Consider the following 23,875-nt stretch of genomic DNA (forward strand, 5'->3'; position numbering starts at 1 on the left):
CGACCGATCGGAGCGGGCCGGCCGAAGGGCGGAAGGTCGAAAGCGGCGCTTTCAGTGCGCTCTGTCAAGGTCCGGCTGTTCCGAGCGGGACGATATGGTGCGGTCGAGAAGACTCGAACTTCCACGGCCTTTCGGCCACAACGACCTCAACGTTGCGCGTCTACCAGTTCCGCCACGACCGCACGTGAAACCTTCGGTCGCAAGACCAAGGCCCGGTAGGCGAGCGCCACTAGCAAAGCCGGTCGGGCGGCGCAACGCTTAACGTCTAGCCTTCCTGCCCGGCGAAGCTCAGCTCCAGCCGCTTGGAATTGGCGGGCACGTCGAGCTTGGCCGAGTTGAAGTCGATCGATCCGCCCGGCGCCAGCGTGCGGCGCTGGGGAGTGATGGTCCAGCTATAGACCAGCCGCCCGCCGCCGTCGCGCAGCTCGGCGCGGATATCGGGCACCCGCTGCTGCGCGGTGCTGGGATTGAGCACTTGGCCGCTCACCGCGAACAGTTCGGACCCGTTGTCGAGTTCGCGGCGCTCGATCGGATTGTCCTTGATGCGCAGCGCGGTCTCGCCGCCGCCGGGCAACCCCAGCCGGCTGGCGAGCCCGGGTGCCCCGGTATACAGGATCGCGCCCGTCCCGGCGAGCATCAGCAGTCCCGCCGCCACCGCCGCCGCCGTCCAGCGTCGCGCGGGGTTGCGACGTGCCGGCGCGGGCTCGCCAGCATAGCCGCCGATCGTCGGTTCCAGATAGGGCTGGACCGGCGGCGGGGGCGGGGGGGCGTCGACCTGGAGCGGCTTGAGCGGAGGCGGCGGTGCCGCGATGATCGGGGTCGGGGTCGGGATCGGAACCGGCGCGACGGCGGGCTCCGGCGCGCGCTGGATCGGTGCCGGTTCGGGCGCAGGGGCGGGCGGCGATGCCGCGTCGATCTCGGCCGCGGGCGCCAGCTCGAGCGCGGCGGGCGCCTGAAACCAGCTATGGCGACATTGGGCGCAGCGCACGGTCCGGCCCGCCGTCCCGATGGCGCTGTCGGGCACCAGATAGCGGGTGCTGCACTCGGGGCATTCCAGGATCATCGGGCGTATACCGGACGCAGGCGGGGAGATCCCGCGCTGGCAGGGCCAAGGTTAAGCACGTCGAACCGCGCGGGTGCAAGTGCCGCTCCGGCGGAGGTCGGCCCGACCGGCTTCTTGCGACATGGGCCGAAGCTTGTAAGTGTCGGGGCGCATGGCGACCATCGTCCAGTTCGAGAATGTCGGCCTGCGATACGGCACGGGGCCAGAGACGCTGTCGGACATCAGCTTCTCGCTGGGATCGGGTGCGTTCCACTTCCTCACCGGCGCGTCGGGGGCGGGCAAGACCTCGCTCCTGAAACTGCTTTACCTCGCGCAGCGGCCCAGCCGGGGCGTGATCCGGCTGTTCGGCGAGGATGCGGTGACCATGCCGCGCGCGCGGCTGCCCGGTTTCCGGCGGCGGATCGGGGTGGTGTTCCAGGATTTCCGCCTGGTCCCGCATCTGTCCGCCTGGGACAATATCGCGCTCCCCTTGCGCGTCGCCGGCGTCGTCGAGGCCGATCTGGAACAGCCCGTGCGCGAGATGCTGGCCTGGGTCGGGCTGGCGGAGCGCGCCCATGCCCGCCCCGCGACGCTGTCGGGCGGCGAGCAGCAGCGCGTGGCGATCGCGCGCGCGGTGATCGCGCGGCCCGAACTGCTCGTGGCGGACGAGCCGACCGGCAATGTCGACCCCGACATGGCCGACCGGCTGATGCACCTGTTCGAATCGCTCCATCGGCTCGGCACCACCGTGGTGATCGCGACCCACGACCTGCACCTGCTCGGCCGCGTTCCCCATGCCCAGATGCTCCGGCTCGACCGGGGGCATCTGCTCGATCCCACCGGATCGCTCCGCTATCCGCCGCGCGAGGCGTCGTGAGCGACGGCGGCGAGACCGGCGCCCGCGTCCTCGACGAGGCGGGGGGGCTGCGCGCGATGACGGGGATCATGGGCATCATGCTGTTCCTGCTGATGCTGGCCGCCGCGCTCGGGCTGGGAACGCTGGGCGCGGCACGGACGCTCGACCGCCAGCTCGCCGGGCGCCTGACGGTGCAGGTCGTGGACGGCGATCCGGCCACGCGCGATGCCGCCGCCGCCCGCGTGGCGGGGGTGCTGCGCGGCCTGCCCGGGGTGGCGCGGGTGGCGCCGGTCGACCGCGCGGCGCTGCAACGCCTGGTCGAGCCCTGGCTCGGCGCCGAGGCGGAGGCCGGCGCGCTCCCCATCCCCGCGCTGATCGACGTCGACCTGACCGGCGAGGAAGCGGGGGACGCGGTCGCGGCCGCCGTCGCCCGTGCCGTTCCGACCGCGCGGGTCGATCGCCATGCGGCATGGATGTCGCCGGTCAGCCGCTTCATGACGCTCCTGACCGGGCTCGCCGCCGCCCTGGTCGGGGTGTTGGGCGCGGCGACGCTGGCGGTGGTGGTGCTGGCGGTGCGGAGTGGGCTCGACGTCCACCGCGGCACGATCGAGGTGATGCACATGCTCGGCTCCACCGACGTCCAGGTCGCGCGGCTGTTCCAGCGGCGGATCGCGCTCGACGCGCTGATCGGCGGGGGCTTGGGCGGGCTGCTGGCGCTGGTCGTCATATGGCTGCTGGGGCGCCAACTCGGCGCGCTGGGGTCGGAGCTTCTGGGCGGGGTGAATTTGGGGCGGGCGGACTGGGCGGTGCTGCTGCTGCTGCCGCTGCTGTTCGTGGGACTGGCGACCTTCGCGGCGCGGCGGGCGGTGCTAGGGCATCTGGAGCGCAGCTTGTGATCGCGCGGCTGGCGTCGCTGCTGGTGATCGCCTGGGCGCTGGGGTTCGCCGCGTTCGGCGTGTCGCTGCCCGGACCGCTGGAGGGGGCGACCACCGATGCCATCGTCGTGCCGACCGGCGGGGCGGGGCGGATCGACCGCGGGCTGGAGCTGATGGCGGCGCGGCAGGCCAAGCGGATGCTGGTGACGGGCGTCGGGTCCGGCGTCCGTCCGCGCGACCTGGCGGCGACCTACCGCAAGTCCGCGCGGCTGTTCCGCTGCTGCGTCGACCTGGGGACGGACGCGGTCGACACGCGCTCCAATGCCGAGGAGACGGCGCGCTGGCTGCGCGGGCATCGCTATCGCACGGTCAGGCTCGTCACCGCCGACTGGCACCTGCCGCGCGCGCGGATGGAGTTGGCGGCGGTGATGGGGCGCGACGCGGTGATCCTGGGCGACGGGGTGCCCGGCGAGCCGCGCGTCGGGACGCTGGTCAACGAGTATAACAAGCTGCTGCTGCGCTGGGTCGCGTTGCGGGTGGGGATCGGTGGATGAATAGCTTGCGGACCTGGCTGTACCGGCTGATCTTCTATGCGGGATCGGTGCCGATCGTGGGGACCGCGCCGATCTCCGCGCTGTTCGGGCGGCGGGCGGCGATCAACCATGCGCTCGCTTGGTTCACCTGGCACCGCTGGTGCACGCGCTGGATCGTCGGCATCCGCGTGCGGGTGGAGGGGAGATGGCCTTCCTATCCCGTGCTCTACGCGGGCAAGCACCAGGCGATGTTCGAGACGATCGAGGTGGCGCTGATCCTGGGCGGGCCGGCGATCGTCCTCAAGCAGGAACTGACGCGCATCCCCTTTTGGGGGTACGCCACGCGCAAATACGGCCATATCTCGGTCGACCGCGAGGCGTCGGCCAAGATGCTCCGCCGGATGATGGCGGAAAGCGCCGAGCTGAAGGCGGAGGGGCGGTCGATCCTGATCTTCCCCGAAGGCACGCGGGTGCCGCCGGGCGAGCAACCGCCTTTGCGCGCCGGGTTCGCGGGGCTGTACAAGGTGCTGAAGCTGCCCGTCGTCCCGGTCGCGACCGATAGCGGACTGGTCTGGCCGCGCCATGGTCCCAAGCGGCCGGGCGTCATCACGCTGCGTTTCGGCGAGGAGATTCCGGCCGGGCTGCCGCGAGAAGAAGCAGAGACCCGCGTCCATGCCGCCATGAACGCATTGGAGCCGCCCTCAAGGATGTGACCGGCCGAAATCCTCGCGGGCGTCGTCCTGGCCCTGTTCGACGATCGAGCGGCGGACGGCGCGGGTGCGGGTGAAGAGGTCGTGGAGCGTGTCGCCGTCGCCCCAGCGGATCGCGCGCTGGAGCGCGCTGAGGTCCTCCGAGAAGCGCTGGAGCATGTCGAGCACCGCCTCGCGGTTCGACAGGAACACGTCGCGCCACATGGTCGGGTCGGAGGCGGCGATGCGGGTGAAGTCGCGAAAGCCGCCGGCCGAATATTTGATCACCTCCGACCGGGTCACCTCCTCCAGGTCGCTGGCGGTGCCGACGATGGTATAGGCGATGAGATGGGGCAGGTGGCTCGTCACCGCGAGCACGCGGTCGTGATGGTCGGGGTCCATCAGCTCGACCTCCGCCCCGAGCCGGCGCCAAAAGGCGGAAACGCGTTCGACCGCCTCGGGCGGCGAGCCGGTGGTCGGGGTCAGGATGCACCAGCGCCCCTGGAACAGCGACGCGAAGCCCGCCTCCGGCCCACTCCGCTCCGTGCCCGCGACCGGATGGGCGGGGACGATCGCGACGCCGGGCAGCGCCGCCGCCAGCGAGCGCGCGACCGAGCCCTTGGAGCTGCCGACATCGGTGACGACCGCGTCGGCGGGGAGGTCAGCCGCGATCTCGGCCGCGGCCGCGCCGATCGCGCCGACCGGCACGCACAGGATGACGAGGTCGGCGTCGGTCACCGCCGCGCCCGGCGTGTCCGCGACGTCGTCGCACAGGTCGAGCCGGATGGCGGCGGTGCGCACGTCGGCGTCGGCGTCATGGCCGGTCAGCCGCACGGTCGGCATCGCCTGGCGGACGGCGCGCGCGACGGAGGAGCCGATCAGCCCCAGCCCGATCACCGCCACGCGCGCGAAGGGGGGCAAGATCAGCCCGCCCGCCCGACCAGCCGGCGGAGCGCGGCGGCGACGCCGCGCGTCTCCTCGGCGGTGCCGATCGTGATGCGCAGCGCCTGGGGCAGCTTCTGGCCGGGAAGCCAGCGGACGATGTAACCTTCGTCCATCAAGCCTTTATAGGCCGCCTCGGCGGTGAGCGCGCCTTCGAACACAACCAGCACGAAATTGGCCTGGCTGGGGATGGCGCGCAGGCCGGCATTACCCAGGCTCGCGATCTCGTCGGAGAACCAGCGGCGGAGCTCGGCGTTCTCGCGGCGGCAGCGTTCCACCCAGCCATGGTCGGCGAGCGCGGCGACGGCGGCGTGCTGGCCGGCGATCGTCATCGAGAAGGGCAGGCGGATGCGGTGCATCGCGTCGACGATCGGCGCCGCGCCGTAACCCCAGCCGATCCGTTCGGCGGCGAGCCCGTACATCTTGGAAAAGGTGCGCGTGACGAGGACGTTCGCGGCGGTGGCGGCGAGCGCCATCCCGCCATCGTCATGGTCGCCGTCGATATATTCGGCATAGGCATGGTCGAGGACGAGGAGCACGGTCGCCGGCAGGGCGGCGTGGAGCCGGGCGATCTCCGCCCGCGCGGCATAGGTGCCCGTGGGATTATTTGGGTTGGCGACGAAGACGACCCGCGTGCGCTCCGTCACGCAGGCGAGGATCGCGTCGACATCGGTGGCATAGTCGCGGTCGGGGGCGATCACCGGGGTGGCGCCCGTCCGCCGGGCCGCGATCTCGTAGACCGCGAAGCCGTAGCGGACGAAGATCACCTCGTCCCCCGGCCCGGCGAAGGCGCCGGCCGCCAGGTGCAGCACCTCGTCCGAGCCGTTGCCGTAGATGATGCGGGCGGGATCGAGGCCGTGCACCGCCGCCAGCGCCTCGCGGACGATCGACCCGGACGCGTCGGGATAGCGTTCCAGGCTGTCCGCCGCCGCCGCGAAGGCGGCGCGGGCCCCGGCGGGGGTGCCGAGCGGGTTCTCGTTGGAGGACAATTTGACCACCTTGCGGCCGTCATCGGTCGTGGAGCGCCCGGGGACATAGGGCGCGATGTCCATGATCCAGGGCTTGGGGACGGGTGCGTTCATGGGCGGGCGCTTAGCAGGTTTCGGGCGGGCGGAAACCAGGGGCGCGTACGGCGCGCGCGGGCGGAAGTTCAATGGAAGTTCAGGCGGAAACGATAGCGGGGACACTATTGCTAGGCGTTCGCGGGAACGGGGGGCGGAACGGGGCGAGTCTCGTCATCGGCCGGGTCAAGCATGGGGGACGCTTGTAGGACAGCCCCGATCTACCTTAGGCGGGGCCACTATGTCATCGGACCAGCGTTTCGGCCTCGATCGCCGCGTCACGCTCGCCGGGCCGCTTTCGCTCGACGGGGGCGGGACGCTGGCGCCGGTCGAGATCGCGTACGAGACCTATGGCGCGCTCGACGCCGACCGGTCGAACGCGGTGCTGATCTGCCATGCGCTGACGGGGGACCAGCATGTCGCCAGCGTCCATCCGCGCACCGGCAAGCCCGGCTGGTGGACGCGGATGGTGGGGGAAGGACGGCCGATCGACCCCGCGCGGCATTTCGTGGTGTGCGCCAACGTGCTGGGCAGCTGCATGGGATCGTCGGGCCCGGCGAGCATGGGGTCCGACGGGCGGCCCTATGCGATGCGCTTCCCGGTCATCACGATCCGCGACATGGTGCGCGCGCAAGCCTTGCTGCTCGATCATCTGGGGGTCGGGACGCTCGCCGCGGTGGTCGGCGGGTCGATGGGGGGGATGCAGGCGCTGAGCTGGGCCGCGACCTATCCGCGCCGGGTGCGATCGGCGGTGGTGATCGCGTCGACCGCGCGCCACACCGCGCAGAACATCGCCTTTCACGAGGTCGGGCGCCAGGCGGTGATGGCCGATCCCGATTGGCGCGGGGGCGATTATTATGGCGGCGACGCGCCGGCGGCGGGCCTCGCCGTGGCCCGGATGGCGGCACACATCACCTATCTGTCGGAGGCGGGGCTGACGGAGAAGTTCGGGCGCAAGCTGCAGGCGCGGGACACGAAAGGGTTCGGGTTCGACGCCGATTTCCAGGTCGAATCCTATCTGCGTCATCAGGGGATCAGCTTCGTCGACCGCTTCGACGCCAATTCCTACCTCTACATCACCCGCGCGATGGATTATTTCGATCTGGCCGAGGAGCATGGCGGGCTGCTGGCCGATGCGTTCCGGGGAACGGCCACGCGCTTCTGTCTGGTCAGCTTCGATACCGACTGGCTCTATCCGACCGCCGAGTCACGCCGGGTCGTCCACGCGCTCAACGCGGCGGGGGCGGCCGCCAGCTTCGTCGAGTTGTCGAGCCCGTTCGGCCATGACGCGTTCCTGCTCGATTCGCCCGAGCTGACCCGCGTGGTCGACGGCTTCCTGAGGGCGGGCGCGTGATCTTGCGGCCCGATCTGGGGATCATCGCGGAGCATGTCGCGCCCGGATCGCGGGTGCTCGACATCGGGTGCGGCGACGGCGGGCTGATGGCGGCGCTCAGGAACAAGGGTGCCGATGCGCGCGGGCTGGAGATCGACGGCGCCAATGTCGCCGCGGCCGTCGCGCGCGGGCTGTCGGTGGTGCAGGGCGATGCCGACCGCGACCTGGCCGATTATCCCGACCGCAGCTTCGACTATGCGGTGCTCAGCCAGACGCTCCAGACGACGCGCGCGCCCGACCAGGTGCTGGGCCACCTGCTCCGCATCGGGCGGCGGGCCTTTGTCAGCTTTCCCAATTTCGCGCATTGGCGGGTGCGCGTCTCACTGCTCTGGGGCGGGCGGATGCCGGTGACGCGGCTGTTGCCCGAGGGCTGGTACGACACGCCCAATATCCACCACCTGACCGTGGACGATTTCCGCGCCTTCGTACGCGAGCGCGGGATCGTGGTGGAGGGGGCCTGGTTCCTGGCCGGCGCGGGGCGGACGGGAGCCGCGACCGCCAATCTGCTGGCCGAGCATGCGGTGTTCCTGCTGCGATTGTAATTAATTATCGGGGAACCGGCCCCGCGGTCCGGCGTTGCCTTCGAACTTAACCTGGATTTGAAAAGCCCATGGGCAAGACCGCCTTGATCGTCGAGGACGAGATTTTCGTCGCCCTCGACCTGGAACGTATCCTCACCGAGGCCGGCTATTCGGTGCGCGCGATCGCGCCCGACAGCGCAGCCGCGCTGGCCGCGGCGCCCGATTGCGACTTCGCGCTGGTCGACGTGAATCTGCGCGACGGTTGCACCGGCCCCGATATCGCCCGGCGGATCGCGCGCGATCACGGGGTGAAAGTGGTGTTCGTCACCGCCAATCCCGGCCAGATCGGCGAGGCGGGCCATGCGCTTGGCTATGTCCGCAAGCCGTTCAGCGAGGCCGCGATCCTGGCGGCCGCCCAGCTGGCGGGAAGCGAGCATCACGCCGCCGCGAACGACGATCTCCAGCAGATCGGCCGCGTCGCCGCGACGAGCTGAACGCCGACGCTAGCGGCGGCTGAACGCCGCCAGCGGGACGTTGAGCGAGACGACCAGCCCGTCGGATCGCCAGTCGCGCCGGATTTCGCCGCCGAGTTGCCGGACCGCGCTCAGTTCCACCAACTGCGTGCCGAAGCCGGTGGCGCCGCTCGGCGCGGTGACGGGCGGCCCTCCGCGTTCGGTCCAGCGGATCGCCGCGTCGGTCTCGCCGCGGGTGATGGCGACCGACACCTCGCCTTCGGCGGCCGACAGCGCGCCATATTTGGTCGCGTTGGTCGCCAGCTCGTGGAACAGCAGCGCGAAGGGGGTGGCCGAGCGGTCGTCGATCGGCACGTCGTCGCCCTCGATGCGGACACGGCTATAGGGCGCGAACAGCTCGGCGAGCAGGCCGTGCAGCGAGTCGGGCGGGGTGTCGCGGCGCGACTGGGCGCTGTGGGGCCGGACGAAATCATGCGCGCGACCCAGCGCGGTGATCCGCTGGCGCAGGTCCACCGCCGCATCGGCGAGGCCGGGGCGGCTCTTGGCGGCGAGCGTGATCAGGCCGGAAATCACCGCGAAGATGTTCTTGATGCGGTGGCTGAGCTCCTGGCTGACCATCTCGCGCTCCTCCAGCGCCAGTTTCTGTTCGTGGATGTCGGTACAGGTGCCGAACCAGCGCGTGATCGCGCCGGCTTCGTCGCGGACCGGCAAGGCACGGCCGAGGACCCAGCGATATTGGCCGTCATGGCGGCGCAGCCGATATTCGATATTGTAGGGCTCGCCGGTGTCGAGCGACTGTCGCCAGCGCGTCCAGCCGCGCTCGCGGTCGTCGATGTGGAACACCTCGTCCCAGGCCTCGCCGTCGGTGGAGCCTTCGGGCACGCCGGTGAACTGATACCAGCGCGCGTTCCAGTAATCGACCAGCCCGTCGGGGCCCGCCGACCACACCATCTGCGGCATGGCGTCGGCCAGGGTGCGGAAGCGGAGTTCCGATTCGGCGAGCCGCGCCTGCGCGCCCGCGCGCGCCTCCTCGCGCTCGCGCTCGACGCGGCGATCGTCGAGCCGGGCCATGGCGGCCTTGGCGAGGATGGCGAGCCCATGGCGCTGAACATCGGTCAGCCCCGCGCGCGGGGCGGTGTCGTAGACGCACAGGCTGCCCAGCGTCTCGCCCCCGGGCGTGACGAGCGGCGCCCCGGCATAGAAGCGCAGCGCGAAATCGCCCGTGACATAGGGATTGTCGGCGAAGCGCGGATCGGCGGCGGCGTCGGGCACGACCGTCACATCGCGCTCGCCCATGAAATGGGTGCAGAAGCTGACGGCGCGCGGGCTGCCCGGCAGGTCGACGCCGTGCGCGGACAGGAAATGCTGATGATCCTCGTCCATCACCGTCACCGTGGCGAGCGGCGCCCCGAGCAGCTCGGCGGCGAAATCGGCCAGGTCCGCCATGTCGCGGCGCGCGGTCGCGCCCGCCACGTCATAGGGCGCGACGATGCGGGCGCGGTCGGCGGCGTCGCTGGGCTCGGATGGATGCAAGGCGATATGCCGCCTTAGAACGGCACGTCGTCGTCGAGATCGTCGGCGAACCCACCGCTCTGGCCGAACCCACCGCCCTTGGCGGCGGCGCCGCCGCCACGGTTGCCGCCACCATAACCACCGCCCGAGCCGCCGCCGAACTCATCGCCGCCGCCGCCGAAGTCACGCCCGCCGCCCCCGCCGCCGCCCTGCCCGCCGCCGGGACCGTCCAGCATCGTCATGACGCCACCGAAGCGCGGCACCACGACTTCGGTGGTGTAGCGGTCGGCGCCGTTCTGGTCCTGCCATTTACGCGTCTGGATCTGGCCCTCGATATAGACCTTCGATCCTTTGCGCAGGAACTTCTCCGCCGTCTCGCCGATGCGCTCGTCGAAGATGGCGACCTGGTGCCATTCGGTCTTCTCCTTGCGCTCGCCCGACTGGCGGTCCTTCCAGGACTCGGAGGTCGCGATGCGCAGATTGACGACCTTGCCGCCATTCTGGAACGCCTTGGACTCGGGGTCCTTGCCCAGATTGCCGACCAGGATGACCTTGTTGACGCTGCCCGCCATATATACTCCGTTACAGGCCCAGCCCGACGGCGGCCCAATAGGTTATGCCCGCCATGACGTAGGCCGTTGCGAACAGATAGCCAACCATGAACAGCGGCCAGCGCCAGCCGTTCGTCTCCCGCCGGGCGACCGCGATCGTGGAGATGCATTGGGGGGCGAAGACGAACCACATCAGGAACGCCAGCGCGGTCGGCAGGCTCCAGCGGGTGCGCAGATTGTCGCGGATCGTCGTCTGCCCACGCTCGCCCTCGGGATCGTCGACCGCGTAGACGGTGCCAATCGCCGCGACCGCCACCTCGCGCGCGGCCATGGCGGGGATGAGCGCCAGCGCGATGTCGCGGTTGAAGCCGATGGGGGCGACCACCAGCTCGACGCCGTTCGCGATCCGCCCGGCGACCGAATAGTCGACCGGCGACACGGCGCTGCCCGCGGGCGGCTTGGGGAAGCTGAGCAGCGCCCAGAGCACGATCGTGGTCACCGCGATGATCGTGCCCGCGCGCTTCAGGAAGATGGCGGCGCGGGTCCATAGCCCGATCAGCAGGTCGCGCGGGCGCGGCCATTGATATTTGGGCATTTCCAGCATGAAGCCCGACGACGCGCCCTTGGTGACGGTGCGCCGCAGCAGCAGCGCCGCGACGAACGCCCCCAGGATGCCGAACAGGTACAGGCCGAGCAGCACCAGCCCCTGCAGCCCCACGAACGGGGCGAGCCGGCGGTCGGGGATGAAGGCGCCGATGATGACGGTGTAGACGGGCAGCCGGGCCGAACAGGTCATCAGCGGCGCGACCAGGATGGTGGTCAGCCGGTCCTGCTCGTCGTCGATGGTGCGCGTCGCCATGATGCCCGGCACCGCGCAGGCGAAGCTCGACAAGAGGGGGATGAAGGCCCGCCCCGACAGCCCCGCGCGCGCCATGACCCGGTCCATCAGGAAGGCGGCGCGGACCATATATCCCGACGCTTCGAGCACGAGGATGAAGGCGAACAGGATCAGGATCTGGGGCAGGAACACCACCACCGCGCCCACCCCCGCCAGCACGCCGTCGGTGAGCAGGCCGCGCAGCGCGCCGTCGGGCAAGGCCGATTCGACTTGGGCCGAAAGCGCGGCGATGCCCGATTCGATCCAGCCGATCGGGGCCTCCGACCAGCTGAACACCGCCTGGAACATCACGAACAGCAAGGCGACGAGCAGCGCCGGGCCCGCGACCGGATGGAGCGCGACGCCGTCGATCCGGTGCGCCCAGCGCCTGGCGGGCGTCTCGCTGACCACCGCCGCCGCCGCCAGCGCGCGGGCGCGTTTCTGGAGCAGGCCGAGCGGTTCGGGATCGGCGGCGGGGCGGGGCTTGGCGGCGGCGGCGCGGGCGACGGCTTCGAGCAGGTCGGGCAGCCCACGCTTGCGCACGGCGACGGTGGGCAGCACGGGGACGCCCAGCTCGCGCGCCAGCGCCTCCGGGTCGAGTACCAGCCCGTCGCGCTCGGCCAGGTCCACCATGTTGAGCGCGACGACGACGGGCAGCCCCAGCGCGATGATCTGGAGCGCGAAGCGGAGATGATTGTCGAGATTGGCGGCGTCGAGCACCACGACCAGCGCGTCGGGCCGACGCTCGCCCGCCAGCCGCCCCATCACCATGTCGCGCGTCACCGCCTCGTCGAGCGAGACGGGGTCGAGGCTGTAGGCGCCGGGCAGGTCGACCAGTTCGGCGGGGCGTCCGTCGGGGAGCACCAGGCGCCCGGACTTACGCTCCACGGTGACGCCGGGATAATTGCCGACCTTCTGCCGCGCGCCGGTGAGCGCGTTGAACAGGGCGGTCTTGCCGGCATTGGGATTGCCGACGAGCGCGATAAGCGGGGCGGGCGTCATGCCCTGGAGCGTGGGTGGAGGATCAGGCCGCGACGGGCGCGACGTGGATCGTCGCGGCGACCGCGCGGCGGATGGCGACGGTCATGCGGCCGATCCGGCAGGCGATTGGCCCGCCGCGGGCGCCGGCGCGGTGCAGCACCTCGACCCCCACGCCCTCGTCGAAGCCGAGCTCGCGCAGCCGCCGCGCCTCGGGCACGCCGAGCCTGTCCCATTCGATCGCCGACACCGTCGCGCGCTGGAAACGCGGAAGCGATTCGAGGCTGAGCGCAGGCGCGACCGGTCGGGACATATCCATTGCGAAGCGGTAGCATCTCGGCGCGCGTAGAGAAAGTCCTTTGCGAACCATTCTCAACATTTCGCGCGAGCATCAGCGCTCCGGATAGCGCAGCCGGCCGACGAAGCGCGACAGGCTGGGGCGGTAGCGCGCGCGTTTGGTCATGCCCGCCTTGAACGTCTCGAAGCGCAGGATGCCGTCGATCCGGCGCTGGAGAAAGGCGCGGCTGTCGGCGAAACCCTCGCTCCCGTCGTCGAGGAACACCGTCACGGTGGCGCCATAGACGCCGAGCAGGATGGCGCGCTTGCTGTAATGGTTCAGGTCGGTCGCGGTGTCGCCCGCGCGGCGCCAGATCAGGTCGACGGTGCGCCAGCCGAGCCGGGCGGCGCGCGCGAGATTGCCGGGCGTGGCGAGCACGGCCAGCGCGCGGCGCAGCGCCTCGCGCTCGGGGGCGACCGCGTCGAGCCGCGCCTCGACCAGCAGCGCGATGCGGTCGCGGACCTTGGCGGCGGCGAGCGTCTCGGCGGACACGGCGTGCGCCATCGCGCGGTCGACCGACAGGAACCAGGCGTCGATCATGTCGACCGCGCCGCCGGGATAGGCGAGCCGGGCGACGTCATGGTCGATCCCGGCCGCGTCGGCGGCTGCCCCGAGCGCGTCGTCGCTCCAGCCGTCGAAACCGGCATTGGCGGCGATGCGCGGGGCTAAGGCGATGCGCAGTTCGTCGAGGGTAGCGTCGGACAGATCGGTCATGCCGGTTCCTTTACCGGGCGGATATCGGCGTCCGCCGCGTCGCCTGCAACCGGCCCGCGCCGGACGAGCACCAGGGCGGCGGCGACCAGCGCGATGCCGACGAGATCGGGAGCGCCGAGCGTCTCGCCGTAGACGATCCACCCGACCGCGCCCGCCACCACCGGCTGGATCAGCAGCGCGATGCCCACCACCAGCGGCGACAATTTGCCCAGCGCATAGATCATCAGCCCCTGGCCGAGCACCTGGCTCGCCAGCGCCAGCCCGATCAGCGGCGCCCAGTCGCCCGGCCGGACGCGCTCGCCCAAGCCCCAGGCGAACAGGAGCAGCGGCACCACGCTGGCGAGCGTTGACAACGCCAGCGCGGGAAGCGGCGCCATGGTGTCGCGGGCGCGGGCCATGCAGATGAAATACACCGTGTAGAGCAGCCCGGCGAGCAGGCAGAGCAGGTCGCCCACCAGGTTGCGCGGATCGAGCTGGTAGCTGCGCCCCATCAGCAGCAGCGCCCCGGCCGCGGCGAGTGCGAGCGCGACCCCTTGCGTCCGCGTCGGCCAGGCGCGCGCGACGAGAAAGCCGTAGACGGGAAAGATCAGCGTCGCCGAATTGCCGAACAGCGTCGCGTTGGCGAGGGTAGTGCGCAGGATGCCCAGATGCCAGCTCGCCAGGTCGGCCGCGAAGCAGACCCCGCCGGCCGCGAGTATCCACCACAGGCGCGGGGACAGCCGCACGGGTCGCCCGCCGCTTCCCCAGGCGAGCGCGACCAAGAGCGGCGCGGCGAGTGCGATCCGCCAGAAACCCGACGCGACCGGCCCCGTATCCGCCAGCCGCACGAACCAGGGCCCGAAGGCGAGCGCGACGTTGGCGACGACCAGCGCGGCGAAGGCGCGGCTGCTTGTCGCGGGTAAAGCAGAGATTGGGGCGTCGGCCGGGTGCATATCGCGCCATAGCCGCCTATCTCGCCCCGACCCAGGCCCTATAGCCGCAGGCCCCATAGGAGTTTCCATGCCCAGCCTTTTCGATCCGGTCCAGCTCGGCGCCGTTCATGCGCCCAACCGCATCCTCATGGCCCCGCTGACGCGCGGTCGCGCCACCAGGGAGGCGGTGCCGACGCCGATGATGGTCGATTATTACCGCCAGCGCGCAGGCGCGGGGCTGATCATCTCCGAAGCGACGGGCATCAGCCGCGAGGGGCTGGGCTGGCCCTATGCGCCCGGGCTGTGGACCGACGCACAGGCGGAGGGCTGGCGGCCCGTCACCGACGCCGTCCATGCGGCGGGCGGGCGCATCGTCGCGCAGCTCTGGCATATGGGTCGCCAGGTCCATTCCAGCGTGATCGGCGGGCAGCCGGTGTCGTCCTCCGCGACCGCGACGGACGGCATGGCGCACACCTATGAGGGCAAGCAGCCCTTCGAGGTCGCGCGGCCGCTGGCGCTGGACGAGATGCCGCGGCTGCTCGACGATTACGCGCTGGCGACGCGCAACGCGCTGGCGGCGGGGTTCGACGGGGTGCAGATCCACGCCGCGAACGGCTATCTGATCGACCAGTTCCTGCGCGACGGCGCCAACCACCGCACCGACGCCTATGGCGGCGCCCCCGAGAACCGCATCCGCCTGCTGCGCGAGGTGACGGAGCGCGTCGCGTCGATCGCGGGGGCGGACCGGACGGCGGTCCGGCTATCCCCCAACGGCGACAGCCAGGGCGTCGACGACAGCGATCCGCCGGCGGTGTTCATCCCCGCCGTGCGCGCGCTGGGCGAGATCGGCATCGCGTTCCTGGAGCTGCGCGAGCCGGGCCCCGAGGGCAGTTTCGGCAGCACCGACGTGCCGCGCCTGTCGCCGCTGATCCGCGAGGCGTTCACGGGCCCGCTGGTGCTCAATTCCGATTACGGCGCGGCGAGCGCGCAGGCGGCGCTCGATAGCGGGGTGGCCGACGCGATCGCGTTCGGGCGTCCCTACATCGCCAACCCCGACCTGGTCGACCGCTTCCGCGCGGGCGCCCCGATCGCCCCGGACGACATGAAGACCTGGTACAGCCAGGGGCCGGAGGGGTATGTGGACTATCCGGCGCTGGCGCAGGCGGCGTAGCGGCCGGTTCGCCGGGATGGAGCGCCCGGGCGGGCCTATGTCCGGCCCGGGCGAGCCTGTGGCACGGGTGCCTGCCTTTGGTGGGTAGGCGACGCCGCGCATTTGGCGCACATTCGTCTGACGCAGTCCTCCTGATCGTGTCACAACCGTTCGGTTGTGACACCGGCCCGTCACGCGTTCTTTCAGCGAGCATCAGATGATGTAGGTAAAGCGATGCCCTATGACGCTCCATCCATCTGCATCCCGGCGAAGCGCATAAAGGTGGCCCGCAGTTGCCGACGAACGAGAAACGAAGGCCCAGCCTTGATATATAGTCGGACGTGAGAGACGGGCTCCACAATCTGATTTCAGTGCAATATCCGGCAAATCGCCTCCAGTCAGAAATACGGCACGGCGCTTGCGCGGCGCAGCCATCGCTGCATCAGCGTAGGCTTCTGCAACTGTCAGTTCGACAGATGATGGAAGCGTCACGTTGCCTTCATCCACGGACCCCCATGATCCACGCTGATCGGCGATGATCCACTCGCGGACGTCGGCAGCGGTGGGCCGATTCTTGCCCTCTTGACGTAGTTCGTCGACGGCAGCCTTCCGGAGGCTTGCATCAACGTTGCCCTCATCAAGCGCCGGGTTAAGGCAACCAAGTTCGCCTTTGGGATCTAGGAAGCGGTGGAGCGCTCCGACAACGGCAACTTCTTCGCGAGCGTTTGTGCTTGGAATGCGGCCCGTGCCGGGCAAGAAAATGACGCTGCCTTTACTTCCTGCGCGCACGGGCGGGGAGTAGATCGCGGTTCCCGCAGATGACGTTGCGCCGCCACCGCCCGATTGAGTAGCGCACGCCCCCAGAGCTAGTGACCCGATCACAGTCGATGCGAAGTACCGAGCAGCCCAAGCGACCATGTATCCTGTTAACACCCGACTTTAATTTAGGCCAGAGTGTCACAACCGGTCGGTTCTGACGCGGCGAGCCGATCCATGCTTTTCCGAGCACCCGAGGGTGTCAAAAACCCCGGTCGGAATGGCGGGTTTCGAGCGGTGCCCGATCGAGCGGGAGCGTCCAGCAGGTCAGGGAGATCACTCGCGCGCGGTTTCGCGTCAACCGAAGCGTTCCCGGAGTGCCAGCATCGCGAGCGCCGCCTGGGCCGCGCCGCCGCCCTTGTCGCCTTCGGTGGGGCGGGCGCGGGCCAGGGCCTGGGCTTCGTTCTCGACCGTCAGGATGCCGTTGCCGATGGCGAGGCCGTCCATGGTCAGGGCCATGATCCCGCGCGCGGACTCGCCCGCGACGATCTCGAAATGATAGGTCTCGCCGCGGATGACGACGCCGAGCGCGACGAAGGCGTCGTACCGTTCGGCGGCGAGGGCGATGACGCCGGGGACTTCGAGCGCGCCGGGCACCGTCACCGTCTCATGCTCATGCCCCGCCGCTTCGATCGCCGCGCGGGCGCCGTGGAGGAGCAGGTCGTTGAGGTGGTCGTAGAAGCGCGCCTCGACGATCAGGATGGTGGCCATGATTTCTCTTTCGTTCGCCCTAAGTGGCGGGTTCCGCCCGGCGGTCCTTCGATACGCCGGTTCGACAGGCTCACCGGCTACTCAGGACGAACGGGGGTGGGGTGCAGGGGAGGACTGGTCGCCCTAGTCCGCGTGAACGACCGGGCGCTCGCCGACGATTGACAGGCCGTAGCCGTCGAGCCCGACCAATGTGTGGTGGGTGTTGGTGAGGAGGATCATCTCCTCCACGCCGAGTTCGGTCAGGATCATCGCGCCGACGCCGTAATCGCGCAATTCCTCCATGTCGGCGGCGCGTTCGCCCGCCTTGATGCGGACGGCGGCGGTGAAGGCGTCCTGGCGGGGCTTGTTGATGACGACGATGACGCCGGCGCCCTCCTGCGCGATCAGTTCCATCGAGCGGGCGAGCAGCCCGGCGCGCTCGTCGGCCTCGCCGAACAGGTCGGCGAAGGGGTTGAGCGCGTGCATCCGCACCAATGTCGGGCGGCTGGGATCGACGCGGCCCTTGACCAGCGCCATCTGCTCGGTCCCCGCCGCCTTGTTCCAGAAGGTGATGGCGGTCCATTCGCCGCCCCAGCGGCTGGTGAAGCGCGCCTCGGCGCGGCGCTCGACGAAATGGTCGTAGCGGCGGCGATAGGCGATCAGGTCGCGGATGGTGCCGATCTTGAGGTTGTGGAGCTGCGCGAAGGCGACGAGGTCGTCCATGCGGCTCATCGTGCCGTCCTCGTTCATGATCTCGCAGATCACGCCCGAGGGGTTGAGCCCGGCGAGGCGCGACACGTCGACCGCCGCCTCGGTATGGCCGGTGCGCACCAGCACGCCGCCGTCGCGCGCGACGAGGGGGAAGATATGGCCGGGGGTGACGATCTCGTCACGGCTCTTGGACGAGTCGATCGCCACCGCGACGGTGCGCGCGCGGTCGGCGGCCGAGATGCCCGTCGTCACCCCGTCGCGCGCCTCGATCGAGACGGTGAAGGCGGTCTCGTGGCGGGTGCCGTTGTGGCGGCTCATCAGGTCGAGCCCGAGTTCCTCGACGCGGCGCTTGGTGAGCGCCAGGCAGATCAGCCCGCGGCCGTGCCGGGCCATGAAGTTGATCTTCTCCGGCGTCGCCATCTGCGCGGGGATGACGAGGTCGCCCTCATTCTCCCGGTCCTCGTCGTCGACCAGGATGAACATGCGGCCGTTCTTGGCCTCGTCGATGATCTCCTCGGGCGAGGACAGGAAGGCGTGGCGCAGGCGGGACAGCTCGGCGCGGGGAAAGTTAGCGGCCACGGTGATGCTCCATGCGGCGGAGATAGCGGGCGAGCACGTCGATCTCGATGTTGACGCGGTGCCCGGGGCGCAGATCGCCCAGGGTCGTCGCCCCCTGGGTGTGCGGGATGACGTTGACCGAGAAGCGCGTGGCTTCGGGCTGATCCTCGACGGTGTTGACCGTCAGCGACACGCCGTCGACCGTCACCGATCCCTTGGGCGCCAGAAAGGGGGCGACCTCCTCGGAGACCGCGAAGACGAGGCGCCTGGAGTCGCCGTCGGGCGTCATGTCGACCACTTCGGCGACGCCGTCGACATGGCCGGTGACGATATGGCCGCCCAGCTCGTCGCCGAGCCGCATCGCGCGTTCGAGGTTGAGGCGGCGACCCTGGGTCCACTGATCCGCCGGGGTGCGGGCGAGCGTCTCGCCCGACACGTCGACGGCGAACCAGCCCGGAGACCCACTCGCCGCCTTATCGACGACGGTCAGGCAGACGCCGGAGCAGGCGATGGAGGCGCCCAGGTCGACGCCGTCGGTGTCATAGGCGGTGGCGATCACGACGCGCAGGTCGCCGCGCGCCTCGACGCGCGCCACGGTGCCGATGTCGGTGATGATGCCGGTGAACATTAGCGCCGCTCGTAGACCTCGAGCCGGTCGCTGCCAAGCGCGCGCGCGTCGTGGAGCCGCCAGCGGCCATGCGCGCCCGCCAGCTCGGTCAGGCCGATATCGCCGATCGCGGGGAGCCCGGCGCCCAAGATGATCGGTGCGCGGTAGAGGAGGAGGCGGTCGACGAGATCGGCGGCCAGGAACGCCGCCGCCGCGCCCGCGCCGCCCTCGACCAGGAGGTGATCGACGTTCGCGAGGTCGGCGACGGCATGGGGGGAGGAGATCCACAGCGGCGGGTCGTTCTCGACGCCCGGCGGCGCGCTGCTCAGCACGACCCGCCTCGGGCCGCGCGCCTCCAGCCCCGGAAGCCGCACGTCGAGTCGGGGGGCGTCGGCGTTCCAGGTGCCGCGCCCGACCAGGATCGCCTCGTGACGCGCGCGTTCGAGATGGGCATGGGCGCGGGCCTCGGGACCGGTGATCCAGCGGCTTTCGCCCGAGGAAAGCGCGATGCGGCCGTCGAGCGAGGTGGCGAGCTTGAGCGTGACATGCGGCCGGCCACGGGTCCGACAAGTGAGGAAGCCCGCCATCGATCGCCGCGCGGCGTCGGCGCCGGGACCGACCTCCACCGCGATTCCCGCCGCACGGAGCCGGGCGAACCCCTCGCCGTTCGTGCGCGGATCGGGGTCGCCCAGCGCGGCGACGACGCGCGCGACCCCGGCCGCGATCAGCCCGTCGGCGCAGGCGGGGCCGCGTGTCGATCGGTGCGCGCAGGGTTCGAGCGTCGTGTAGCAAGTCGCGCCGCGCGATTCGGTGCCGGCCAGACCCAGCGCCATCGCCTCGGCATGGGGGCGCCCGCCCGGTTGCGTCCAGCCGCGCCCGACCACGCGCCCGCCCGCGACGATCACGCAGCCGACGGGCGGATTGGGCGCGGTCCGGCCCCGGCCGCGCTCACCGAGCGCGATCGCCGCGCCCATCCAGCGCGCGTCGTTCGGCGTCAGAGGCCGACGCTCTTCAGCTTGTCGTCGAGCCGCTTGAACGATGCCTGGCGCTCGAGCTCCAGCCGGCGCCGCTCGGCCAGCAATTTCGCCTTGGCGGCGCCGTCGATCTTCTGCTGCGCGACGATCTCGGCGTCGGTGCGGTCGAGGCGGTATTGCTCCACATAGATGATGTCGGGGCGATATTCCTCCGTGCCGCCACCCTCGCGCGCGAAGGCATAGACGAAGAAGGTGGTGACGATCATCGCCAGCAGCAGGAAGCCGAGCTCATAGGGTTGGCGCGCGCCGAAGAAGCGACGCAGGTCCTGATAGGCGCGGACGGGCGACAGGCGACTGAAGAACTGCATGGCGGCGAAGATAAGCGTGCCTGGCGGTCATTGCGAGCCCATGCGACCGAAGCGACCGCTCGCTCGTTCGGGGCGGGAAGGAGTCCGCGATGCTCGAACATGTTCCCGCCTGGCTGGGCCGCACCCTGTCGCCGCTGCGCGCCGGGGTGGAGAAGCTCGCCGTGGTCGAATTGGGCGCGGGATTGCCCGAGCTGGAGCTGATGAGTCCCGCCTTCGGGCATGGCGGGCGGTTGCCGGCGCGTTTCACCGCGGATGGCGCGGGACGCTCGCCCCCGCTCGTCTGGACCGCGCCGCCCGCGGGCACGGCGCGGCTGGCGCTGCTGGTCGAGGATGCCGACGCGCCCGCGCCCCAACCGCTGGTCCATGCGGTGATCTGGGGGCTGGCGGCGGATGCGGGGCGGCTGGAGGAGGGCGCGATCGTCGCGGACGGCGACGGCTTCGCGGGGCGCGACGTCGGGCGCAACAGCTATTTCCGCGAGGGCTGGCTGCCGCCCGATCCGCCGACCGGGCACGGCGAGCACCGCTACGCCTTTCAGCTCTTCGCGCTGGGCGCGCACGCGCCCGATCCGGGGGGGAATCCGGGTCGGGCGGCGCTGGTGGAGGCGATGCGCGGGCATGTGCTCGCGGCGGGGCTGCTGGTCGGCACCTATTCGCGCGAGGAGCCGGCCCCGATCGGGCCGGTCGGCGCCACCGCGCGGGCCTGACCGCGCTTCAGACGATCGGGGGGGCGCTCATCGCGATGAGGACGGCGGTGCAGGCGAAGCCCGCGACGGCGAAGGCGAACTGACGGATCATGTCTAGGTTTCCTTGCGAGCGTCGCCGATCAGGCGACCGGGAGGATGGGAACGGCGGTGCCGACCGCGACCGCGGCGAAGGCGAGAGCGGCGACGAAGGAGACGACGACGCGCCGAGCGGACTGGAAATCGATGGTCATTGACTGGGTCCTTTCCTGGTATCCCGCGGCGCGAACCTCTCGCGCCGCCGATACCGGAAGCATTGCATCCTCCGTGCCAATTCCGAGTTTCGGCCGCGATCAAGCGGTTAGCGGCAGGGTCGTTTTCGAGTTGGGATTTCGCGCCAGAAGCGACCGTTGCGGACGCCAATTTCTGGCGGGATCAGCCCGCGCAGAGCCGATCGCGGCCGGTCGACTTGGCGGTGTAGAGAAACCGGTCGGCGCGCGCGAACGCGTCTTCGAGATTTTCGCCGGGCTGCACGGCCGTCAGCCCCACCGAAACCGTGACGCGCCCGATCAGCATGTCGGTTTCGCGCGAGCGGAAGCGCTTGGCCGCGACGCTCTCGCGTGCGCGGTCGAGGACGGCCTGCGCGCGCTGGAGGGCGATGCCCGTCAGCAGCACCGCGAACTCCTCGCCGCCGTGGCGTGCGACCAGATGGCCCTCGCAGGCGACGCGCAGCGTGTCGGCGATCGCGCTCAGCACCCGGTCGCCGACGCCGTGTCCGCAGCCGTCGTTGATGCGCTTGAACCGGTCGATGTCGCACAAGGCCAGGCAGGCGCCTCCGCGCAACGCGGCGAAGGCTTCCGCGAAGGCGCGGCGGTTGGGCAGTCCGGTGAGCACGTCGATCCGGGCGCTGGCCTGCGCCTCTTCCAGCTTGGCGCGCAGATCCTCGCTTTCGCGTGTCGCCTGTTCGAGGCGCTGCTCGGCCGCATGGACGCGCGACAGGACGGCGCCGGTGATCCGGGCGAGTTCGGCCATGCCGCCCGCCGCGCCGACCGCACCCATCGATGCCGCATGTTCGGCGAGGTCGCGGCCGAAGTCCCGCGTCTCCTCGTGCATCGCGCGCGCGACCCGCGCGAGATCCTCGACCCGCAACCGGGTCTCGTCGACAAGATGATTGGTCGGCGCGGCGGCCTTGTCGGGCGAGGCGGCGACCACGGTGCCGCCGAGCTTCTCGATGTCGGCGCGGCTGATCCGGACGCCGTCGTCGGTGATCCGGGCCACCGCCTCGGCAAGCGCGCCCGACGGATTGCTGAGCACGTCATAGGCGAAGTGATAATGGGCCGGCTCGGGGCTCAGCCGGTGTTCGAGCAGGAACGCGCCGACGCGGGCGAACAGATCGTCCCCCGCGCCATTCGTCCGCCCGTCCCGCGCCAGCGCGCCCCGCATCGTCCAATCCCATCCGAATCCGTCGGCCCGGCGTCTACCTCTAGGGCGCAGAAGTTAGGAATATGTCACCGGGCGCGGGGCAGCTTCTTCACCGCGGCCAAGGTCGTCGAGACATGTTCGGCGGGGTTCATGTCGCTATGGACGAACGCCACGCGCCCGTCCCGCGCGATGACGTAGCTGGTCCGGCTGGAAACGCTGCGCCCCTGGATCTGGCGGGGAAAGGCCACGTCGAAGCCCCGGATGACGCCCGGCCCCGCGCTGGCCACGGCGAACTTGCCCGCGCATTCGGTGGCGGAGAATTTCCGGAGCTGTTCAACCGGATCGGCGGACATGCCGATCACGGTCGCGCCAGCCGCGCGGAACTCGCCCACCTTGTCGGCGAAGGCGCGCGCCTCGGCGTTGCAGCCGCTGGTGAAGGCGGCGGGGAAGAAATACAGCACCACGGGGCCGCGCTTGAGCTGTTCCGACAGCGTCACGTTGAAGATCTTGCCCGCGATCGCGCCGCGCGTGGTGAAATCGGGCGCCTTGGCTCCGGGCGCGAGCGCCGCGAAAGCGGGAGCGCCGAACAGGGCGAGCGTGAGGGCGAGGCGGCGCATGACGTTACTCCCGAAGTGGTCGCGCATGCTACCCGCCCGCGCCCGGCATTGCCAGCGGCCCGGCATTGCCAGCGGCCCCGGGCGGCGACTAGGCGGGCGCGATGCGCGTGACCCAGGCCGATCTCGACCTCGCCGGACGCCTCGCCGATGCGGCGGGCGCGGCGATCCGACCCTATTTCCGTAGCGCGCACGGCGCCGAGCTGAAGGAGGACGGCTCCCCGGTGACGCTCGCCGACCGCGCGGCAGAGGCGGCGATGCGGCGCCTGCTGGACGCGGAGGCGCCCGGCGACGGGGTGGTGGGCGAGGAATATGGCGAGAAGCCCGGCGTCACGGGGCGTTGCTGGGTGCTGGACCCGATCGACGGCACGCGCAGCTTCACCGTGGGACGGCCGATCTTCGGGACGCTGATCGCTTTGGTGGTCGAGGGCTGGCCGGTGCTGGGGGTGATCGACCAGCCGATCGCGCGCGAGCGCTGGCTGGGCGTCGCGGGGCGGCCCACGACCTTCAACGGCGCCCCCGTCCGCACCCGCGCGCTGCCCGAGCTGGCGGGCGCGGCGCTCGCCACCACCAGCCCGCACTTGTTCGGCGCGGCGGAGGTCGCCCCGTATATGGCGCTGGTCGCGTCGGTCTATGGCGCCAGCACGGGGCAGGGGCCGGTCTATGGCGGCGACTGCTATAATTACGGGCTGCTGGCGAGCGGGCATCTGGACCTGGTGTGCGAGGCGGGGCTGAAGCTCCACGATTTCGCCGCCCTGGTGCCGGTGGTCGAGGGAGCCGGGGGACGGATGTGCGACTGGAACGGCGACCCGCTGACGGCCGAGTCGGGAGGCGACGTGCTGGCGATCGGCGATCCCGCGCGGGTGGATGACGTTCTGGAAGCGATGCGGTCGGCTTAGCGGTTTCAGTTCTCGCGAAGACGCGAAGACGCGAAGGAGTTGATTCGCGCGGAGGCGCGGAGAGGGTGTGTGTCGGCCGCCGATTTCAAGAGCGCCGCGCCGGCGGCAGGTATTGGCGGAC

Annotated in this window: 27 protein-coding genes and 1 tRNA gene; 10 read left to right on the forward strand and 18 right to left on the reverse strand. The window is 70.7% G+C overall.

What is annotated here, in order from left to right; all coding sequences use genetic code 11:
- Nucleotides 1-95: 95 nt before the first annotated feature.
- Both VF592_RS12685 and VF592_RS12690 read right to left on the reverse strand, forming a co-directional pair.
- Nucleotides 96-182 (reverse strand) — tRNA-Leu (locus tag VF592_RS12685).
- A gap of 83 nt (nucleotides 183-265) precedes the next feature.
- The gene (locus VF592_RS12690; protein ID WP_331005996.1) at nucleotides 266-1,063 is read right to left on the reverse strand and encodes a zinc-ribbon domain-containing protein; all 798 of its coding nucleotides are present in this window, start codon (nucleotides 1,061-1,063) and stop codon (nucleotides 266-268) included.
- 151 nt (nucleotides 1,064-1,214) lie between these two features.
- Here VF592_RS12690 and ftsE point away from each other — a divergent pair, with 151 nt between their 5' ends.
- From ftsE to VF592_RS12710, 4 genes are read left to right on the forward strand one after another with little or no spacing between them, the layout of a single operon-like run.
- Nucleotides 1,215-1,919 carry a cell division ATP-binding protein FtsE gene (gene ftsE, locus VF592_RS12695; RefSeq protein WP_331005997.1) on the forward strand — a complete coding sequence of 235 codons (705 nt, stop codon included), beginning with the start codon at nucleotides 1,215-1,217 and terminating at the stop codon, nucleotides 1,917-1,919.
- A complete protein-coding gene (locus VF592_RS12700) occupies nucleotides 1,916-2,794 on the forward strand; it encodes a permease (protein ID WP_331005998.1) in 879 nt (292 codons plus the stop codon). Before ftsE ends, VF592_RS12700 begins: the two co-directional genes overlap by 4 nt.
- Nucleotides 2,791-3,327 carry a YdcF family protein gene (locus VF592_RS12705; RefSeq protein ID WP_331005999.1) on the forward strand — a complete coding sequence of 179 codons (537 nt, stop codon included), beginning with the start codon at nucleotides 2,791-2,793 and terminating at the stop codon, nucleotides 3,325-3,327. Before VF592_RS12700 ends, VF592_RS12705 begins: the two co-directional genes overlap by 4 nt.
- On the forward strand, nucleotides 3,324-4,019 hold the full coding sequence (locus VF592_RS12710) for a lysophospholipid acyltransferase family protein (RefSeq protein WP_331006000.1): 696 nt from the start codon (nucleotides 3,324-3,326) through the stop codon (nucleotides 4,017-4,019). The genes VF592_RS12705 and VF592_RS12710 overlap by 4 nt, the downstream gene beginning before the upstream one ends.
- On the opposite strand, the gene VF592_RS12715 is transcribed toward VF592_RS12710, so the two are convergent.
- Nucleotides 4,008-4,916: a prephenate/arogenate dehydrogenase family protein gene (locus VF592_RS12715; RefSeq protein ID WP_331006001.1), complete on the reverse strand. Its 909-nt coding sequence runs from the start codon at nucleotides 4,914-4,916 to the stop codon at nucleotides 4,008-4,010. The two genes, VF592_RS12710 and VF592_RS12715, sit on opposite strands and share 12 nt — an antisense overlap.
- Nucleotides 4,917-4,918: 2 nt before the next feature.
- On the reverse strand, nucleotides 4,919-6,019 hold the full coding sequence (hisC, locus tag VF592_RS12720; protein ID WP_331006002.1) for a histidinol-phosphate transaminase: 1,101 nt from the start codon (nucleotides 6,017-6,019) through the stop codon (nucleotides 4,919-4,921).
- A 220-nt stretch (nucleotides 6,020-6,239) separates the two neighbouring features.
- Here hisC and metX point away from each other — a divergent pair, with 220 nt between their 5' ends.
- The 3 genes from metX to VF592_RS12735 all read left to right on the forward strand — a co-directional run bounded on the left by metX (nucleotide 6,240) and on the right by VF592_RS12735 (nucleotide 8,406).
- A complete protein-coding gene (gene metX, locus VF592_RS12725; RefSeq protein ID WP_331006003.1) occupies nucleotides 6,240-7,352 on the forward strand; it encodes a homoserine O-acetyltransferase MetX in 1,113 nt (370 codons plus the stop codon).
- Nucleotides 7,349-7,933 carry a methionine biosynthesis protein MetW gene (metW, locus tag VF592_RS12730; RefSeq protein WP_331006004.1) on the forward strand — a complete coding sequence of 195 codons (585 nt, stop codon included), beginning with the start codon at nucleotides 7,349-7,351 and terminating at the stop codon, nucleotides 7,931-7,933. Before metX ends, metW begins: the two co-directional genes overlap by 4 nt.
- A 68-nt stretch (nucleotides 7,934-8,001) precedes the next feature.
- Complete coding sequence (locus VF592_RS12735; RefSeq protein WP_331006005.1) at nucleotides 8,002-8,406, forward strand: response regulator; 405 nt, start codon at nucleotides 8,002-8,004, stop codon at nucleotides 8,404-8,406.
- A gap of 9 nt (nucleotides 8,407-8,415) precedes the next feature.
- Here VF592_RS12735 and VF592_RS12740 read toward each other — a convergent pair whose 3' ends face one another.
- The 6 genes from VF592_RS12740 to VF592_RS12765 all read right to left on the reverse strand — a co-directional run bounded on the left by VF592_RS12740 (nucleotide 8,416) and on the right by VF592_RS12765 (nucleotide 14,286).
- Complete coding sequence (locus VF592_RS12740; RefSeq protein WP_414714221.1) at nucleotides 8,416-9,924, reverse strand: sensor histidine kinase; 1,509 nt, start codon at nucleotides 9,922-9,924, stop codon at nucleotides 8,416-8,418.
- An 8-nt stretch (nucleotides 9,925-9,932) separates the two neighbouring features.
- On the reverse strand, nucleotides 9,933-10,469 hold the full coding sequence (ssb, locus tag VF592_RS12745; protein WP_331006007.1) for a single-stranded DNA-binding protein: 537 nt from the start codon (nucleotides 10,467-10,469) through the stop codon (nucleotides 9,933-9,935).
- A 10-nt stretch (nucleotides 10,470-10,479) separates the two neighbouring features.
- Nucleotides 10,480-12,327, reverse strand: a complete 1,848-nt coding sequence (gene feoB / locus VF592_RS12750) for a ferrous iron transporter B (protein WP_331006008.1) — start codon at nucleotides 12,325-12,327, stop codon at nucleotides 10,480-10,482.
- Between the two features lie 22 nt (nucleotides 12,328-12,349).
- Nucleotides 12,350-12,622, reverse strand: a complete 273-nt coding sequence (locus VF592_RS12755; protein ID WP_331006009.1) for a FeoA family protein — start codon at nucleotides 12,620-12,622, stop codon at nucleotides 12,350-12,352.
- Between the two features lie 72 nt (nucleotides 12,623-12,694).
- Nucleotides 12,695-13,354, reverse strand: a complete 660-nt coding sequence (locus VF592_RS12760) for a COQ9 family protein (RefSeq protein ID WP_331006010.1) — start codon at nucleotides 13,352-13,354, stop codon at nucleotides 12,695-12,697.
- A complete protein-coding gene (locus tag VF592_RS12765; RefSeq protein WP_331006011.1) occupies nucleotides 13,351-14,286 on the reverse strand; it encodes a DMT family transporter in 936 nt (311 codons plus the stop codon). Before VF592_RS12765 ends, VF592_RS12760 begins: the two co-directional genes overlap by 4 nt.
- A 67-nt stretch (nucleotides 14,287-14,353) precedes the next feature.
- Here VF592_RS12765 and VF592_RS12770 point away from each other — a divergent pair, with 67 nt between their 5' ends.
- Nucleotides 14,354-15,436: an alkene reductase gene (locus VF592_RS12770; RefSeq protein WP_331006012.1), complete on the forward strand. Its 1,083-nt coding sequence runs from the start codon at nucleotides 14,354-14,356 to the stop codon at nucleotides 15,434-15,436.
- Nucleotides 15,437-15,628: 192 nt separating this feature from the next.
- Here VF592_RS12770 and VF592_RS12775 read toward each other — a convergent pair whose 3' ends face one another.
- From VF592_RS12775 to VF592_RS12800, 6 genes are all read right to left on the reverse strand, one after another.
- Nucleotides 15,629-16,204 (reverse strand): hypothetical protein, encoded by a 576-nt coding sequence (locus VF592_RS12775; protein ID WP_331006013.1) that lies wholly within the window; start codon nucleotides 16,202-16,204, stop codon nucleotides 15,629-15,631.
- Between the two features lie 324 nt (nucleotides 16,205-16,528).
- Nucleotides 16,529-16,942, reverse strand: a complete 414-nt coding sequence (gene ribH / locus VF592_RS12780; protein WP_331006014.1) for a 6,7-dimethyl-8-ribityllumazine synthase — start codon at nucleotides 16,940-16,942, stop codon at nucleotides 16,529-16,531.
- Between the two features lie 123 nt (nucleotides 16,943-17,065).
- Complete coding sequence (gene ribB / locus VF592_RS12785) at nucleotides 17,066-18,211, reverse strand: 3,4-dihydroxy-2-butanone-4-phosphate synthase (RefSeq protein WP_331006015.1); 1,146 nt, start codon at nucleotides 18,209-18,211, stop codon at nucleotides 17,066-17,068.
- Complete coding sequence (locus VF592_RS12790; RefSeq protein ID WP_331006016.1) at nucleotides 18,201-18,818, reverse strand: riboflavin synthase; 618 nt, start codon at nucleotides 18,816-18,818, stop codon at nucleotides 18,201-18,203. Before VF592_RS12790 ends, ribB begins: the two co-directional genes overlap by 11 nt.
- A complete protein-coding gene (gene ribD, locus VF592_RS12795; protein ID WP_414714218.1) occupies nucleotides 18,818-19,771 on the reverse strand; it encodes a bifunctional diaminohydroxyphosphoribosylaminopyrimidine deaminase/5-amino-6-(5-phosphoribosylamino)uracil reductase RibD in 954 nt (317 codons plus the stop codon). The genes VF592_RS12790 and ribD overlap by 1 nt, the downstream gene beginning before the upstream one ends.
- 20 nt (nucleotides 19,772-19,791) lie before the next feature.
- Nucleotides 19,792-20,139 carry a hypothetical protein gene (locus VF592_RS12800; protein ID WP_331006017.1) on the reverse strand — a complete coding sequence of 116 codons (348 nt, stop codon included), beginning with the start codon at nucleotides 20,137-20,139 and terminating at the stop codon, nucleotides 19,792-19,794.
- 89 nt (nucleotides 20,140-20,228) lie between these two features.
- Here VF592_RS12800 and VF592_RS12805 point away from each other — a divergent pair, with 89 nt between their 5' ends.
- Entirely contained in the window at nucleotides 20,229-20,843 is a 615-nt protein-coding gene (locus tag VF592_RS12805; RefSeq protein WP_331006018.1) for a YbhB/YbcL family Raf kinase inhibitor-like protein, read from the forward strand.
- 411 nt (nucleotides 20,844-21,254) lie between these two features.
- On the opposite strand, the gene VF592_RS12810 is transcribed toward VF592_RS12805, so the two are convergent.
- Both VF592_RS12810 and VF592_RS12815 read right to left on the reverse strand, forming a co-directional pair.
- Nucleotides 21,255-22,262, reverse strand: a complete 1,008-nt coding sequence (locus tag VF592_RS12810; protein WP_331006019.1) for a GGDEF domain-containing protein — start codon at nucleotides 22,260-22,262, stop codon at nucleotides 21,255-21,257.
- Between the two features lie 65 nt (nucleotides 22,263-22,327).
- Nucleotides 22,328-22,858 carry a peroxiredoxin gene (locus tag VF592_RS12815; protein WP_331006020.1) on the reverse strand — a complete coding sequence of 177 codons (531 nt, stop codon included), beginning with the start codon at nucleotides 22,856-22,858 and terminating at the stop codon, nucleotides 22,328-22,330.
- Between the two features lie 101 nt (nucleotides 22,859-22,959).
- Between VF592_RS12815 and VF592_RS12820 the strand changes: the two genes are divergently transcribed.
- A complete protein-coding gene (locus tag VF592_RS12820) occupies nucleotides 22,960-23,754 on the forward strand; it encodes an inositol monophosphatase family protein (RefSeq protein ID WP_331006021.1) in 795 nt (264 codons plus the stop codon).
- Nucleotides 23,755-23,875: the final 121 nt, after the last annotated feature.

The sequence above is a fragment of the Sphingomonas sp. genome, assembly GCF_036388435.1.
Taxonomy (GTDB): Bacteria; Pseudomonadota; Alphaproteobacteria; order Sphingomonadales; family Sphingomonadaceae; genus Sphingomonas.